Source organism: Pseudomonas haemolytica, from assembly GCF_009659625.1.
GTDB classification, from domain to species: Bacteria; Pseudomonadota; Gammaproteobacteria; order Pseudomonadales; family Pseudomonadaceae; genus Aquipseudomonas; species Aquipseudomonas haemolytica.
Map to the genome: position 1 here is coordinate 369,175 of NZ_VOIW01000003.1, position 14,891 is coordinate 384,065.

At 59.4% G+C, this 14,891-nt stretch carries 11 protein-coding genes; 8 read left to right on the forward strand and 3 right to left on the reverse strand.

Annotated elements, in window-relative coordinates:
- The first annotated feature begins 73 nt into the window (after positions 1-73).
- Both FRT59_RS12105 and FRT59_RS12110 read left to right on the forward strand, forming a co-directional pair.
- Positions 74-1,969 (forward strand): FTR1 family protein, encoded by a 1,896-nt coding sequence (locus tag FRT59_RS12105; protein ID WP_153871310.1) that lies wholly within the window; start codon positions 74-76, stop codon positions 1,967-1,969.
- 1 nt (position 1,970) lies between these two features.
- Positions 1,971-2,426: a YaiI/YqxD family protein gene (locus FRT59_RS12110; protein WP_034116362.1), complete on the forward strand. Its 456-nt coding sequence runs from the start codon at positions 1,971-1,973 to the stop codon at positions 2,424-2,426.
- A 34-nt stretch (positions 2,427-2,460) separates the two neighbouring features.
- On the opposite strand, the gene elbB is transcribed toward FRT59_RS12110, so the two are convergent.
- Positions 2,461-3,126 carry an isoprenoid biosynthesis glyoxalase ElbB gene (gene elbB / locus FRT59_RS12115; protein WP_034116361.1) on the reverse strand — a complete coding sequence of 222 codons (666 nt, stop codon included), beginning with the start codon at positions 3,124-3,126 and terminating at the stop codon, positions 2,461-2,463.
- 115 nt (positions 3,127-3,241) lie between these two features.
- Here elbB and FRT59_RS12120 point away from each other — a divergent pair, with 115 nt between their 5' ends.
- Positions 3,242-4,477 (forward strand): sterol desaturase family protein, encoded by a 1,236-nt coding sequence (locus tag FRT59_RS12120; protein WP_034116360.1) that lies wholly within the window; start codon positions 3,242-3,244, stop codon positions 4,475-4,477.
- Here the strand turns inward: FRT59_RS12120 and FRT59_RS12125 are convergent.
- Positions 4,458-5,093, reverse strand: a complete 636-nt coding sequence (locus FRT59_RS12125) for a DedA family protein (protein WP_153871311.1) — start codon at positions 5,091-5,093, stop codon at positions 4,458-4,460. The genes FRT59_RS12120 and FRT59_RS12125 overlap by 20 nt on opposite strands.
- Positions 5,094-5,301: 208 nt before the next feature.
- On the opposite strand from FRT59_RS12125, the gene hemB reads away from it, so the two are divergent.
- Together hemB and ppk1 are read left to right on the forward strand one after the other, a co-directional pair.
- Positions 5,302-6,315: a porphobilinogen synthase gene (gene hemB / locus FRT59_RS12130; protein WP_198809672.1), complete on the forward strand. Its 1,014-nt coding sequence runs from the start codon at positions 5,302-5,304 to the stop codon at positions 6,313-6,315.
- A gap of 18 nt (positions 6,316-6,333) precedes the next feature.
- Positions 6,334-8,556: a polyphosphate kinase 1 gene (gene ppk1 / locus FRT59_RS12135; RefSeq protein WP_153837385.1), complete on the forward strand. Its 2,223-nt coding sequence runs from the start codon at positions 6,334-6,336 to the stop codon at positions 8,554-8,556.
- A 138-nt stretch (positions 8,557-8,694) separates the two neighbouring features.
- Here the strand turns inward: ppk1 and ppx are convergent, their stop codons facing one another.
- On the reverse strand, positions 8,695-10,197 hold the full coding sequence (gene ppx / locus FRT59_RS12140) for an exopolyphosphatase (RefSeq protein ID WP_034116356.1): 1,503 nt from the start codon (positions 10,195-10,197) through the stop codon (positions 8,695-8,697).
- A 480-nt stretch (positions 10,198-10,677) separates the two neighbouring features.
- Here ppx and FRT59_RS12145 point away from each other — a divergent pair, with 480 nt between their 5' ends.
- The 3 genes from FRT59_RS12145 to FRT59_RS12155 all read left to right on the forward strand — a co-directional run bounded on the left by FRT59_RS12145 (position 10,678) and on the right by FRT59_RS12155 (position 14,702).
- Complete coding sequence (locus tag FRT59_RS12145; RefSeq protein ID WP_034116355.1) at positions 10,678-11,340, forward strand: DUF1120 domain-containing protein; 663 nt, start codon at positions 10,678-10,680, stop codon at positions 11,338-11,340.
- Positions 11,341-11,455: 115 nt separating this feature from the next.
- On the forward strand, positions 11,456-12,172 hold the full coding sequence (locus FRT59_RS12150) for a fimbria/pilus chaperone family protein (RefSeq protein ID WP_153871312.1): 717 nt from the start codon (positions 11,456-11,458) through the stop codon (positions 12,170-12,172).
- 46 nt (positions 12,173-12,218) lie between these two features.
- Positions 12,219-14,702, forward strand: coding sequence for a fimbria/pilus outer membrane usher protein (locus tag FRT59_RS12155; RefSeq protein ID WP_153871462.1), 2,484 nt, complete (start codon positions 12,219-12,221; stop codon positions 14,700-14,702).
- The last annotated feature ends 189 nt before the right edge of the window (positions 14,703-14,891 follow it).

A 14,891-nucleotide genomic window follows, 5' to 3' on the forward strand; every position in this document is an offset into this window, starting at 1 on the left:
AAATAACACCTTGAGTCGAACCCGCTAAAGCTCAACAATAGTGTTACTTCGTATTTCCACTTGAGATTCATTCATGACCGCCCCTTTCCGCTTTCTCGCCTGGCTGGTGTTGCCGGCGTTGATGTCGTGCAGCTTCAATCTGTTGGCCGCGACCGCCGAGGGCGCGCCACAAGCCCTGCATTTGCTGGACTATATTGGCGCCGACTACCCACCGACGGTAGAGGCGGGCAAGGTGGTGGACGACTCGGAATACCGTGAGCAAGTGGAGTTTCTCGGGGTGTTGCAAGGCTTGGTGGCTGATTTGCCGGATAAGCCCGAGCGCGCCGAGCTGGTAACGGGTGTTGATGAATTGCTGGCAGCGGTCAGTGCCCACCAGGACGGCGCGAGCGTAGCCCGCCAGGCCCGTCAGTTGGGCGCCAAGCTGGCCGTGGCGTATGAAGTCAGCCAGGCGCCTGCCATCACGCCAGACCCTACCCGCGGCGCGCCGCTCTACGCCCAGCACTGTTCGGTCTGTCACGGTAATGCCGGCGCCGGTGATGGCCCTGCGGGAGTGGGCCTCACACCGCCACCCGCTAACCTGCGCGATGCTGCACGCCTGGACCGCTTAAGCCTGTATGCGATCTACAACACCCTTGGGCTGGGTGTCGAAGGCACGGATATGCCGTCATTCGCCGATCAACTGGACGACCGCCAGCGCTGGGACTTGGCAACCTACATCGCCGGTTTCACCGCCGACCCGGCTGCCGCCAAAAGCGAACGGGCGTTCAATCTCGCCGACCTGGCACGCCAAACCCCCAATGAAGTGCTCGCCGCCGACGGCCCGGCTGCTGCCGCGACTTTCCGCGCCCAGCGTGCACAGCCGCCGCAGGTCCAGCGGGGCCCCGCGCAGTTGCTCGACTACACCGCCGCCACCCTGGACAAGAGCCTTGCCGCCTTCCGCAACGGCGACCACGAGCAGGCCTACGACCTGTCGGTCGCCGCTTACCTGGAAGGTTTCGAGCTGGTGGAAAGCTCCCTGGATAACGTCGACGCCAATGTGCGCAAAGACACCGAGAAAGCCCTGATGGCCTACCGGCAATCGTTGCAGGACGGCTTGCCTATCGAGCAGGTGCAGCAGCGCCTGGACGTAGCCAAGGGCAAACTCACCGAATCTGCCGGCTTGCTGGGCGGCGATGGCCTGAGCTGGTCGTTGAGCTACATCTCCGGTTTGCTGATCCTGCTGCGCGAAGGTCTGGAAGCGATTCTGGTGCTGGCGGCGATCCTCGCCTTCCTGCGTAACACCGGCCAGCAATCGGCGGTGCGCAGCGTCAATATCGGCTGGGGCTTGGCGCTGTTGGCCGGCTTGGCCACCTGGGCCCTGGCGGCATATGTGATTGACGTCAGCGGCGCCCAGCGCGAATTGCTTGAAGGCTGCACAGCGTTGTTCGCCAGCGTGATGGTGTTGTGGCTCGGTGTCTGGATGCACGACCGGCGCCACGCGGCCGCCTGGCAGGACTACATCAAGAGCAGCCTGGTGGGCGGCGGTGGGCGTTTCGGTTTTGCGGTGCTGGCGTTCTTCTCGGTGTACCGCGAACTGTTCGAAGTGATCCTGTTCTACGAAACCCTATGGCTGCAAGCCGGCCCAGCCGGGCATAACGCGGTATTGGCGGGTGGCGCCACGGCGCTGGTGTTGCTGGTGGGTTTGGCCTGGGTGATCCTGCGCGGTTCGGCGAAGCTGCCGCTGGCGCTGTTCTTCGGCATCAACGCCGCGTTGCTGTGTGCGCTGTCGGTGGTGTTTGCCGGGCACGGTGTCAAGGCATTGCAGGAAGCGGGCATCTTCGGTACACGGCCGGTGGCATTCTTTGACTTCGACTGGCTGGGTATCCACGCCGATGCGTACTCGTTGGGTGCGCAAGCTGTGGCGATCCTGGCAATTGTGGTGCTGTACGGTCGTAGCCGGCTGGCTGAAAAGCGCCGGGTGGCGGCATAACATGCGGGTGTGGATAGACGCTGATGCCTGCCCTCGGGCGGCCAAGGACCAAGTGGTGAAGTTCGCCCTCAAGCGTCAGTTCGAGGTGGTGCTGGTGGCCGGGCAGAGCCAGATCAAGCCGAGCTTTTCCTGTGTGAAACTGATCGTGGTGCCCAGCGGCCCGGATGCGGCCGATGATTACCTGGTTGAGCACGCCGTGCCCGGCGAACTGGTGATTTGCAGCGACGTGCCGCTGGCCGACCGGCTGGTGAAGAAGGGCGTCACGGCCCTTGACCCAAGGGGTAAGGAGTTCAGCCCGGCGAACATGAGCGAGCGCTTGGCGGTGCGTAACCTGTTCACCGATCTGCGTGAGCAAGGCCAGATGGGCGGCGGGCCACCGCCCCATGGGGAAAAGGACAAGCAGGCGTTTGCCAACTCGTTGGATCGCCTGCTGACCCGCTTGATGAAGCCTCTGTAGGAGCGAGCTAGCTCGCTCCTACAGAAAGAGGGTGTCAGTCATTTTCGTGAGTCAGTTCAAGCACCCGATCCACCAGCTTGTTGATGCCTGAAGCGACCTCACTGATGTTTTTGCCGAGCATATACGCCGGCGTACTTACCAGTTTGCGCGCCTTGTCCTCGACGATATCGTCCACCGCGCATTCGTGGTGGGTGGCGCCCATCTTGTCCAAGGCTGCCGCTGTGTCGGCATCATTGCCGATGGTGCAGGTCACGCCAGGGCCGTAGATCTTCGCGGCCAGGGCCGGTGAGATGCAGATCAGCCCTATCGGCTTGCCGGCTTCGGCAAATGCTTCGGCCAGTTCAAGGACTTGCGGGTTGACGCTGCAACCGGCGCCTTCCACAGCGAAGTTCGACAGGTTCTTCGCCGCCCCAAACCCGCCGGGCACGATCAGCGCATCGAAGTCGGCTGCGTTGGCCTCGCTGATGTCCTTCACTGCACCGCGGGCGATACGCGCCGACTCCACCAGTACGTTGCGCGATTCAGGCATTTCCTCGCCCGTGAGGTGGTTGATCACATGCAATTGCGGGATATTCGGTGCAAAGCATTCGACTTGAGCGCCGCGCTGGTCCAGGCGCAACAGGGTGATCACGCTTTCATGGATTTCTGCGCCGTCGTATACGCCACAGCCGGAAAGGATCACTGCAATTTTTTTGCTCATGGGCATTTCTCCTGATTCATGGCGTTAAATGTCTACTAATTTGTAACCTGTTGCCAATGGGATCTCACGTCGCTGCACCTAATCTTGATGTAACAAAAATAGACCGGACTAGCCCATGGACTTCGTGCCTTACGCGGTACCGTTTTTCATCGCCCTGATCGTGGTTGAACTGCTGGCCGACCGTTGGCGCGGCGCACGCAACTATCGGGTGGCAGATGCCATCAACAGTCTCAGCACCGGCGTGCTGTCCACCACTACCGGGTTGCTGACCAAGGGTGTGGGCTTGCTGACCTACGCATTCGCCCTCAAGCACTTGGCACTGATCCAGTTGTCGGCCCAGAGTGCCTGGACCTGGGTGTTCGCCTTCGTGTTCTATGACTTCTGCTACTACTGGCTGCATCGTATGGGGCATGAGCGCAATATTCTCTGGGCCGCACACTCTGTGCACCACCAGAGCGAGGAGTACAACCTCACCACCGCCTTGCGCCAGACCAGCACCGGTTTCCTGCTGAGCTGGATCTTCTACCTGCCCCTGGCCGTGGTCGGCGTGCCGCTGGTGGTGTTTATCAGCGTGGCGTCGCTCAACCTGCTGTATCAATTCTGGGTACATACCCGCCACGTGCCCAAGCTTGGCTGGTTCGAGTGGTTCTTCGTCACGCCTTCCAATCATCGGGCCCACCATGCACAGAACGCTCTCTACATGGATCGCAACTACGGCGGGGTGTTCATTATTTGGGACCGGCTGTTCGGTACTTTCCAAGAGGAAGACGACAACGAGCCGGTGATCTTCGGTGTGACCACGCCCCTGGCCAGTTGGAACCCGCTGTGGGCCAACCTGCAGTTTTATGCGCAGTTATGGAGTGACGCCAGGCGCACTGAAAGCAGATGGGACAAGTTGCGCATCTGGTTCATGCGCACCGGCTGGCGCCCGGCGGACGTCAAAGCCAAGTACCCGATGGCCAAGCCGGACCTGAGCCAGTTCCGCAAATTCGAGGTACCGTTGGATACGCGGCAACAGCTGTACATCGCTTTGCAATTTGCGGCGTACGTAGGGTTGGGTAGCTACTTGATGAATTTCGGCGAGAGGCTGCCCATGGCGGCGCTGGTCGTCGGCTGGGGAGCGATGGCGCTGGGCCTGTTTACCTTGGGGGTGGCGCTGGAGAATCGCCCGTGGGGGTTGAAGGCGGAGCTGGCGCGCCTGGCGCTGAACGTGCCGCTGGTATGGCTGGCGCCGTTGGTCGGGCTGTGGCCCGCCAGCAACCTGGGCTGGCTGGCCCTGGCGAGCTACAGCCTGCTCAGCGTGATCGGCCTCTACTGTTGCAGAAGCCGGCTTACTCGATTGGTGTCTTAGGTGGTTCGACCGGGGCTGGTTCGGCGGCAAGTCGAGCCTTGGCCTCGGCACACGCCTCGCGGGCGATACGGGCATTCTTGAAGCGGCGTCGCAACCACAGGCCCAAGCCCAGCACCAGCAACGCGCCCAGCACCCACAATTCGTATTTCTTGACGCTGCCGAGCATGCCTTCCAGTACCGCGCCGAAGTGGTAGGCCGCAGCCCCCAACGCAGCGGCCCAGATCGCCGCACCGATACCGTTGAGGATCAGGTAACGCATCGGCGGGTAGCCGGACAGGCCGATCGCCACGGGCATCACCGTGCGCAAGCCGTAGACGAACCGGAAGCTCAGTACCCAGATATCCGGATGCTTGCGGATATGCTCCAGTGCCTTGTCGCCCATCAATTGCCAGCGCGGCTTGCGCGCCAGCAGCTTGCGGCCGTGCTTGCGCCCCATGTAGTACCAGAGCTGGTCGCCGGCGTAGCTGCCAAAAAAGGCAACGACCACCACCACGTTGATATCCATATAGCCACGAAACGCCAGGAAGCCTGCGAGCACGAGGATGGTCTCGCCTTCGAAGAACGTGCCGAGGAAGAGGGCAAAGTAGCCGAAGTCATGCAGAAATTGTTGAAGCATGGTCTAGGGTGCTGGCGAAATGAACGCGCAGCCTACGCCTTCACGAAGATTCATGAAAGTATCGAGATGTGTCACGAAGTGAACAATTCCTACGTAAATGACGAATGCGACTACAGGTCGCGTCGATAAGCACAACTGTCATTCCTTCGTCATAATGGCCGCTTATAACTGCAACGCTCGCCCGTAAACCCGGGCTCAGGAGTCTGTCGTGAGCTTTACCCCTGCCAATCGCCTGTTCCCCGCCACCCGCCTGCGTCGCAATCGCCGTGATGATTTTTCTCGTCGTCTGGTACGTGAAAATGTACTGACGACGAATGATCTGATCCTGCCGGTATTCGTGCTCGACGGTGAAAACCGTCGCGAAGCGGTGGCGTCGATGCCGGGTGTGGAGCGCTTGACCATTGATCAGTTGCTGATCGAGGCGGCGAATTGGGTAGAGCTGGGGATCCCGGCACTGGCGTTGTTCCCGGTGACTCCGTTGGAACTCAAGTCCCTCGATGCCGCCGAAGCCTGGAACCCCCAAGGGATCGCCCAGCGCGCCACCCGTGCCCTGCGCGAGCGTTTCCCGGAGCTGGGAGTGATCACCGACGTGGCACTGGATCCGTTCACCACCCACGGCCAGGATGGCATTCTTGACGAGGACGGCTATGTTCAGAACGACATCACCGTTGATGCTCTGGTCAAGCAGGCGTTGTCCCACGCTGCGGCGGGCGCCCAGGTGGTTGCCCCGTCGGACATGATGGACGGTCGCATCCAGGCGATTCGCGAAGCCCTTGAGCTGGCCGGTCATGTCAATGTGCGGATCATGGCCTACTCGGCCAAGTACGCCAGCGCCTATTACGGCCCATTCCGCGATGCGGTGGGCTCGGCATTGAACCTGGGCAAGGCCAACAAAGCCTCGTACCAGATGGACCCTGCCAACAGCCACGAAGCCCTGCACGAAGTGGCGGCCGACCTGGCCGAAGGCGCCGACATGGTGATGGTCAAGCCTGGGATGCCCTATTTGGACATCCTTTACCGGGTCAAAGAGGAATTCAAAGTGCCGACCTTTGTCTATCAGGTCAGCGGTGAATACGCCATGCACATGGCGGCGATCCAGAATGGTTGGTTGAGTGAAGGGGTGATCCTCGAATCCCTGACTGCCTTTAAACGTGCCGGCGCTGATGGCATCCTGACCTACTTCGCCGCCCGCGCTGCCCAATTGCTTAGAGAGCAACAATAGCCCTCACAGGAACACTCGATGAATACCGAAGGACTCTCAGAAGTTGCCGTAAAAGACGCTCACCCGGTGGTTGAACAAGTCGCCGAGACCCCGCCGGAACTGGAGCCTGCCCCGCCTGCGGTGGTTGCCGAAGCACCTGCGCCGGCGCCGGTGGTCGTGGTCACCAACCTGGATGACAGCAGCCTGTACATCCACCGCGAGTTGTCACAACTGCAATTCAACATCCGCGTGCTGGAGCAGGCGCTGGATGAGTCCTACCCGTTGCTGGAGCGCCTGAAGTTCCTGCTGATCTTCTCCAGCAACCTGGATGAGTTCTTCGAGATCCGTGTCGCCGGCCTCAAGAAGCAGATCACCTTCGCCCGTGAACAAGCCGGTGCCGACGGCCTGCAACCGCACCAGGCCCTGGCTCGCATCAGTGAGTTGGTGCACGGCCATGTGGATCGCCAGTACGCGATCCTCAACGACATTCTGCTGCCGGAACTGGAAAAACATCAGGTTCGCTTCATTCGTCGTCGACACTGGACCACCAAGATCAAGACTTGGGTGCGCCGTTACTTCCGTGACGAGATTTCCCCGATCATCACTCCCATCGGCCTCGACCCGACGCACCCGTTCCCCTTGCTGGTGAACAAGAGCCTCAACTTTATCGTTGAGCTCGAAGGTATCGACGCCTTTGGTCGCGACTCGGGCCTGGCGATCATCCCGGCACCGCGCCTGCTGCCACGGGTCATCAAGGTACCGGAAGAGGTTGGGGGCGCTGGCGACAATTATGTATTCCTGTCGTCGATGATCCACGCCCACGCGGATGACCTGTTCCAGGGCATGAAGGTCAAGGGCTGCTACCAGTTCCGTCTGACCCGTAACGCCGACCTGGCGCTGGACTCCGAAGACGTCGAAGACTTGGCCCGCGCCCTGCGTGGCGAGCTGTTCTCGCGGCGGTATGGCGACGCTGTACGCCTGGAAGTGGCGGATACCTGCCCGAAACATCTGTCGGACTACTTGCTCAAGCAGTTCAACCTGGCCGAGTCCGAGCTGTACCAGGTCAATGGCCCGGTGAACCTGACGCGCCTCTTCAGCATCACCGGCCTGGACAGCCACCCGGAGCTGCAATACAAGCCGTTCACCCCGCAGATTCCGAAACTGCTGCAAAACAGCGAGAACATCTTCAGCGTGGTGAGCAAGCAGGACATTCTGCTGCTGCACCCGTTCGAGTCGTTCACCCCAGTGGTCGACCTGCTGCGCCAGGCCGCCAAGGACCCGCACGTACTGGCCGTGCGCCAGACTCTGTACCGCAGTGGCGCCAACTCGGAAATCGTCGATGCGCTGGTGGATGCTGCGCGTAATGGTAAGGAAGTGACCGCAGTGATCGAGCTGCGCGCGCGTTTTGACGAAGAGTCCAACCTGCAACTGGCCAGCCGCCTGCAAGCGGCCGGTGCGGTGGTGATCTACGGCGTGGTCGGGTTCAAGACCCACGCCAAGATGATGCTGATCCTGCGCCGCGAGGCCGGGGAGATCGTGCGCTACGCCCACTTGGGTACGGGCAACTACCACGCCGGCAACGCCAAGCTCTACACCGACTACAGCCTGCTGACGTCCGACGACGCATTGTGCGAAGACGTCGGCAAGTTGTTCAGCCAGTTGATCGGCATGGGCAAGACGTTGCGTATGAAGAAGCTGCTGCATGCGCCGTTCACCCTCAAGAAGGGCATGCTCGACATGATTGCCCGCGAGACTCAGTTCGCTCTAGACGGCAAGCCGGCGCACATCATCGCCAAGTTCAACTCGTTGACCGATCCGAAGATCATCCGCGCGCTGTACAAGGCCAGCCAGTCCGGCGTGCGCATCGACCTGGTGGTGCGTGGCATGTGCTGCCTGCGCCCGGGCATTGTCGGGGTGTCGCACAACATCCACGTGCGCTCGATCATCGGCCGCTTCCTTGAGCACACCCGAGTGTTCTACTTCCTCAACGGTGGCGAAGAGCAGATGTTCCTCTCCAGCGCCGACTGGATGGAGCGAAACCTCGACAAGCGTGTGGAGACCTGCTTCCCGGTGGAAGGCAAGAAGCTGATCATGCGGGTCAAGAAGGAGCTGGAAAGCTACCTCACCGACAACACCCACAGCTGGAGCCTGCAATCGGACGGCCGCTACGTGCGTAACACGCCGACCGGTAACCAGAACCCGCGCAGTGCACAGGCAACGTTGCTGGAGAAGTTGGGTAGCCCGATTCTGACGGTGAATTAAACCAGGCTCGCGCGCAACCCTGTGGGAGCGGGCTTGCTCGCGAATGCGGAGTATCAGTCACCAGATGCATTGACTGATCCACCGCATTCGCGAGCAAGCCCGCTCCCACATTTGTATTTTGGTGTTGGTTAGATCGCCTCAGCGCAGATTCAGGCTAAACCCCACCCGCGTCAGCCATTCCGCTTCCTGGGCGAAGTCCGCCTGGGTCAACTGGTTTTCATCCAGCCAGCCTTTCGGGAATACCACGTCCAGGCTGTCGCCATCGGCGTGCAGTTTTACCTGAGGCATTTCCTGGGTACCACGGATGTGGTGGAACAGGATCGCAAAGCGCAACAACGCACACAGGCGAATCAGCTTGATGCCGTCTTTGCCGAACTCGGCAAACTTGTCCTTGGGGATATTGCGACGATGGCCGCGTACCAGCAACGCGAGCATCTGCTGGTCTTCCCGGGAGAAACCGGCCAGGTCCGAGTGCTCGATCAGGTACGCGCCATGCTTGTGGTAATGGTAGTGGGCGATGTCCAGGCCCACTTCATGCACCTTGGCTGCCCAACCCAGCAACTCACGCCAGACGCCGTCTTCCAGGTCCCAGTCCGCGGCCACCTGGTCGAAGGCGTGCAAGGCTTTGCGCTCCACACGGGCTGCTTGTTCCAGGTCGACGTGGTAACGCTCCATCAGCGAGCTGAGGGTTCGCTCACGCACGTCTTCGTGGTGGTGACGGCCCAGCAGGTCGTAGAGCACACCTTCACGCAGGGCGCCGTCACAGTGGTCCATGCGTTGCAGTTCGAGTGCGTCGAAGATGGCTTCGAGTATCGCCAGGCCTGCAGGGAAGATGGCGCGACGATCGGGCTTGATGCCTTCGAAGTCGATTTTTTCCGCATCCCCCAGCTTGAACAGCTTGCGCTTGAGCCACGCCAGGCCTTCAGCGTTCACCTCGCCAGTGCCATGGCCGCCAGCCTTCAAGGCCAGGCCGATGGCGCGGATGGTGCCGGATGAGCCGATGGCCTCATCCCAGGTCAGGCGGTGCAGGGCGTGTTCGATGCTCATGATCTCCAGCCGCGCTGCCGTGTAGGCCTGGGCATAGCGCGCTGGCGTGATCTTGCCGTCCTTGAAATAACGTTGGGTGAAACTCACGCACCCCATCTGCAGACTTTCACGCAGCAGTGGTTCAAAGCGCTGGCCGATGATGAACTCGGTACTGCCGCCGCCGATGTCCGCCACCAGGCGCTTGCCAGGCGTATCGGCCAGGGTGTGGGACACACCGAGGTAGATCAGGCGGGCCTCTTCACGGCCCGAGATGACTTCAACCGGATGCCCGAGGATTTCCTCGGCGCGATGGATGAACTCGTTGCGGTTTCGGGCTTCACGTAGTGCGTTGGTGCCGACGATACGTACAGCACCAGGGGGCATGCCGTTGATCAGTTGCGCAAAGCGCTTGAGGCAATCGAGCCCGCGCTGCATGGATTCTTCATTGAGCTTGCGCTCGTCGTCGATCCCGGCAGCCAGTTGCACTTTCTCGCCGAGCCGCTCAAGGATGCGGATCTCGCCGTTCTGGGCCTTGGCCACGACCATGTGAAAGCTGTTGGAGCCCAGGTCGATGGCGGCGATCAAGGACAGATTCTTGGCTTGGGATTGCGGCATGGTTTGGGAGTCTCGGTCGATAACCTCACCATCGTGCCACGATCGACCGCTGGAGCCAACGCGTTGTGCTTCAGGATTTTCTCTGAAGCTGTCTATAGGAATTTGTAGGGGAGCTATAGGGTGGCTTCTTATATTTTCGTCGAGCGCATGTAGAGAACTGTAGGTGGTTTTAACGTTGATTGTTTCGAGCATGAATCAAGATAAAACCTACGCCGTGAAGATCGATGTTTTATTGGTTATTTAGTTTAGGACTACCCGTAATGGAAACTAAGGGTGCGGTTATTATTTATCGTTCCGACAGTAACGCAGGTGTTGTCTTATATTTTTGTTAAGTCTGAAAGGTACAGACTGTCACTCGGCAATTCTGCCGTGGTGTTATTTATTTATGGTCAGGTATGTTCAGGACGATGAGCCGGTGGGCGATGGAATTGCCATGGCGAGAGTAAAGAGCGCCCAATAACTTTTATTGGCGAGTCAAATATGAAGAAGATAGCGGGTTTGACAATGGGGCTTGTTTGCTCGGCGGCATCCCTTGGCGTAAATGCCGATACGGGAAACTCGGCCAACCTGAGGGTCATCGGCACCATTAAGCCAGCAGCGTGCACAGTGCACCTTGGTGCAACCGGTGGTGAGGTCAACTACGGCCCAATCAGCGCGTCGAGCATACCGCCGAACGCTTATTACCCATTGCCGGAGAAAACGCTGCCGCTCACGGTAAACTGCGGCTCAACGGCTGCGCAGATGGCGCTGTCTGTCACTGATTTGCAGCCGAGCAGCACGGTGACCGGCATTCTCGGCACAGGGTTTGTCGAAAGCCAGAACTTTGGCCTGGGCCTGGTTGCAGGCAAACGTACGGGTGGCTATTCCGTCAGGTTCTCAACCCTGAGCAGCCAAGGCACCGCCTTGTATCCGATTAGAAGGGCAAGTGGGTCTGGCGCTTGGCTATATAACGGCAACGGTCGGATCGACAAGCATCCTTATCAGCATTCCTGGAGCCGTACTACGGCCGCGACACCCGCGTTCGTGAGCTCAATTACAGCCACGCTTGCAGTCAAGGCTGTCATCAATCGTGGCAGTGAGTTGAACCTGAGCAACGATGTCCCTTTGAACGGGTTGGCCACGTTAATCGTCACTCGAATCTAAAACAGTAAAAAAGCCCGCATCGCAGCCTCTTGGTGAGGTAAAGGCGTGCGGGCTGTTCGGGCCTGCCTGAGCTTTATACGTTTATTTATGTTTATTTATGGGTAGGTGCAACTCGATGCGTTGTCTTTTAAGTGCGATTGTTGCCGTGCTCGGTGGGGTAAGTCTTTCTTATTTACTACTGGGCAATGTGATGGCTGCTGGTATGGAGCCGGAAACATCGGTTGTCATTCTTTATGAGGCAGACGGCGAGGCGACGATAAACGTCAGGAATACCGACGCCGGCGCAGCTTTACTTCACTCGGTCATTCACAACCTTCCAGAGGACCCAGCGCCGCTGCTAATCGTGACTCCCCCTATTGCGCGGGTCGAGCCGGGTGAAGTGCAGTTGGTGCGCCTGATCAGTACCTTGAAGGAGCCGCTCGAGACTCAGCGTTTGAAACGCATTACGTTTGAAGGAATCCCTCAAGCGCGCGCTGATGGTCGTTCGAGCATTGGTATAACCATTCGCCAGGACCTGCCATTGATCCTGCATCCGCGTGGTTTACCCAAGCATCAAGAGCCCTGGACATTGCTTGAGTGGAGACTGCAGGGCAATCGCCTTACGGTGCATAACAACAGCGCCTATGTGATACGCATGGGGCTGGAGGTGCAACTACTCCCGTTGAGGCAGTTAGGTGTGCTGCCGCGCACATACATCCTGCCAGGTGAAGCCCTCTCCACCACGGTCGATGGGGTGCTCGAAGGGGTCAACGCCATCGAGATTCAGCCAGCGACGGTCTATGGCTACTCGGCACCGGTCTACAAGGCACCGGTCGTTGTCGACGAGAGTTGACCAGCCTATGAGCAAGGCTACCAATATGGGGAGCTGGCACCCTCCCATGATACCCAGGTGGGTATCGATTTCCCGAGTGTACGGATCAAAGGTTGTCATCGGGCTTGCGACACTTTGCAGTGTACCTGCCTACTCCCAGCCCCTCGGAGAAGGCTTTGACCTTGCGGTATTGTCCGCGCACGGGATTGACCCCAAGGTTGCCGATTTTTTTAGAAGTACCGCGCGTTTTCGTGAGGGCGTCCATGTGGTGGGGCTGCGGGTCAACGGTAACCCGTTGGGTCTTGTGGAAGCGCGATTCGATTACGATGGGCAGCTATGTTTCACCCCGCAACTGCTGGAAAAGGCTGGTTTGCGGATCCCTGCTGGCATTGTTCGCCAGGGCATCACGCCCAGTCAGGCGTGCCATGATTTTTTGGGTGAGTATCCCGCGACTATCCTCAAGCTGCGCCCCGGCAGTGATGAGGTCTCGCTGGTTGTACCCACTCAGTCGGTACGCGAGCAAGATTGGGATGGCGGGAATTTTTCCCAGGGTGGCACGGCGGCCGTGTTCAATTACGACGTGCAGGGGTTCGGGGAGCGTACGCGCAATGACTCTGCCCGCTCTGTGTCCGCCTATACCGAGGCCGGGTTCAACCTGGGAAACTGGGTAATCCGCAGTCGGCAGTTCTATGTGTCCGACAATGGCAAGAGTCGCAGCGAGCACGTGAATGCCTATGCCCAGCGCGACTTTGAAGCGCTGAAAAGTACCTTTCAGGTCGGCCAGATCTCCACTAATAACCCGATATTCGGCGGCCTGCAGCTCTCTGGTTTCCAACTTTCTCCCGACGGTCGATCACGCGCCGCAGGGGCTGGCAGCTCGGTGGTGGTAGAAGGTCTGGCACAAGACTCGTCGCGGGTCGAAGTACGCCAGGCCGGGGTATTGATTCATACGACGCTGGTGCCCGCAGGGCCTTTCAGGTTCACCGGCTTGGTTTTGCTCAATGGCACCAGTGATCTTGAAGTGAGTGTTGTCGGTACGCGCGGCGGCAGTCATAGGTTCACAGTTCCAGCCGCGTCTTTTCGTGGCGCGTTTCAGGTAGAGCCCGGCTATCACTTTTCACTCGGGAAGGTACGGGGAGCCAAGCTGGAAGATGGTGAGCCACCGGTAGTCGCGATGGGAAGCGGAACCTGGGGGTTAGGGCGTGATTCGTCGTTGGGGTTCGGCTTGATGAGCACTGATGCTTATCACGCGGCGGGAGGAACACTGAGTAGCATTTTTTTCCAGCGGCTATCGATCGCGGTTAACCAGAACCTGTCTCGCGACAATATAGGGAATGTCAGCGGGGCGCAGCGCGCGATTTCCTTGGGAAGCCCACTGACTGCCAATATCGAACTGAGTGCGAGTGCTACCACCCGTACGAGGGGTTATCGCGACTTGCTTGAGGCTGGGCGGTCGATGGGGCGTGATGACCTGAACTCCCGATTCAAAAGCCAATATACCTTTGGGGTGAGTTGGGCGAACCCGCAACTGGGAGGTTTTTCCCTTAATTACTCTCACGGCTCGCAGTTTGACGGGCAGTCAGCCGAACATTTGTTTGCCGCGTGGAACCGTGATTTCAGCGGTACGCGTGTGGCGTTGATTGCCGATTCCCGAGTGGGTGGTTCCAGGGCACGTAGCGCTCGACGAGACGAGCGCGAGCAACGCAGGCGAGAGCCCGGTAAAGATCTTTCCGTTCGGCTGGAGGTCACTGTTGCGTTCGGAGAGAGCCGCAGTGTCAGGTCCTATGCCAGTCGCCGGGACGACAGGGTTGAGCTGGGTACCACATTCAGTGAGCGGGTCAACGATGCCGTGAACTATGAGGTGGGTATGGCACGTGAGCAAGCCAGTCGGGAACAGTCTGTTCACGGGCGGGTGAATGTAACTCCGCGTTATACACAGTTCTCGTTGGGTATGCGGCGCGACTCGTTGGGCACAGGGTATGCGAGCCAATTGCAGGGCGGGGTGGTGGCGCATGAGCAGGGTCTGACGTTCTCGCCCTATGCCGTCCAGGATACCTTCGGCATTGTTTCGGTGGGTGATGTCCGGTCTGCAAAGGTTTCGACCCCACAGGGGCCGGTTTGGACGGATTCCGGCGGGCAAGCGGTGATCGCCAGCCTGCCGCCCTACCAGAGCAGCAGCGTGGAAGTGCAGACCCAGTCGCTGCCAAGGCGAATTGATTTGAAAAACGGTACCAAGACCCTTGCAGTCGGGCGCGGCTCTTTCAATACGGTTGAATTTGAAGTGATAAAGGTGCGCCGTCTGCTGCTTGAAGTGCGTGACGAGCAAGGGCAGCCCTTACCACAAGGTGCTGCGGTTTTCGCCAAGAACAATGTCTTCCTGACCAGCGTAGTGGGCGAAGGCATGGTGTTTCTGAACAACCTGGATGAGCCGCAGGTCTTGAGCATTTCCAGTGGGGATGGACCCGCCTGCTCGTTTCAATTGAACCCTGAGCCAGAAACCGATGAAGACAAACTTTATGAAACAGCCTCGGCGGTCTGCCGTGCACAGTGAGTCGGGCAGTCCTTTTGTATCCGGGCGCTTGGGTCTCGGGCTTTTGCTTTACCTGCTGCTTGTCGGGCTTATGCCCAGTGCTGCTTATGCCAGCCAGTGTCGAGTGTCGTTGAGCCAACCCACAGTCGACTACGGGGTTATTCGTCGTGCTGAATTATTGGGTGAGCAGTCCGGGCACCCACAGTTTTC

What these genes read in the sequence shown, in the direction of transcription:
- FRT59_RS12105 (WP_153871310.1), top strand. Translation starts at nt 74, where the DNA reads ATGACCGCCCCTTTCCGCTTTCTCGCCTGGCTGGTGTTGCCGGCGTTG.
- FRT59_RS12110 (WP_034116362.1), top strand. Translation starts at nt 1,971, where the DNA reads ATGCGGGTGTGGATAGACGCTGATGCCTGCCCTCGGGCGGCCAAGGAC.
- elbB (WP_034116361.1), bottom strand. Translation starts at nt 3,126, where the DNA reads ATGAGCAAAAAAATTGCAGTGATCCTTTCCGGCTGTGGCGTATACGAC.
- FRT59_RS12120 (WP_034116360.1), top strand. Translation starts at nt 3,242, where the DNA reads ATGGACTTCGTGCCTTACGCGGTACCGTTTTTCATCGCCCTGATCGTG.
- FRT59_RS12125 (WP_153871311.1), bottom strand. Translation starts at nt 5,093, where the DNA reads ATGCTTCAACAATTTCTGCATGACTTCGGCTACTTTGCCCTCTTCCTC.
- ppk1 (WP_153837385.1), top strand. Translation starts at nt 6,334, where the DNA reads ATGAATACCGAAGGACTCTCAGAAGTTGCCGTAAAAGACGCTCACCCG.
- ppx (WP_034116356.1), bottom strand. Translation starts at nt 10,197, where the DNA reads ATGCCGCAATCCCAAGCCAAGAATCTGTCCTTGATCGCCGCCATCGAC.
- FRT59_RS12145 (WP_034116355.1), top strand. Translation starts at nt 10,678, where the DNA reads ATGAAGAAGATAGCGGGTTTGACAATGGGGCTTGTTTGCTCGGCGGCA.
- FRT59_RS12150 (WP_153871312.1), top strand. Translation starts at nt 11,456, where the DNA reads ATGCGTTGTCTTTTAAGTGCGATTGTTGCCGTGCTCGGTGGGGTAAGT.
- FRT59_RS12155 (WP_153871462.1), top strand. Translation starts at nt 12,219, where the DNA reads ATGATACCCAGGTGGGTATCGATTTCCCGAGTGTACGGATCAAAGGTT.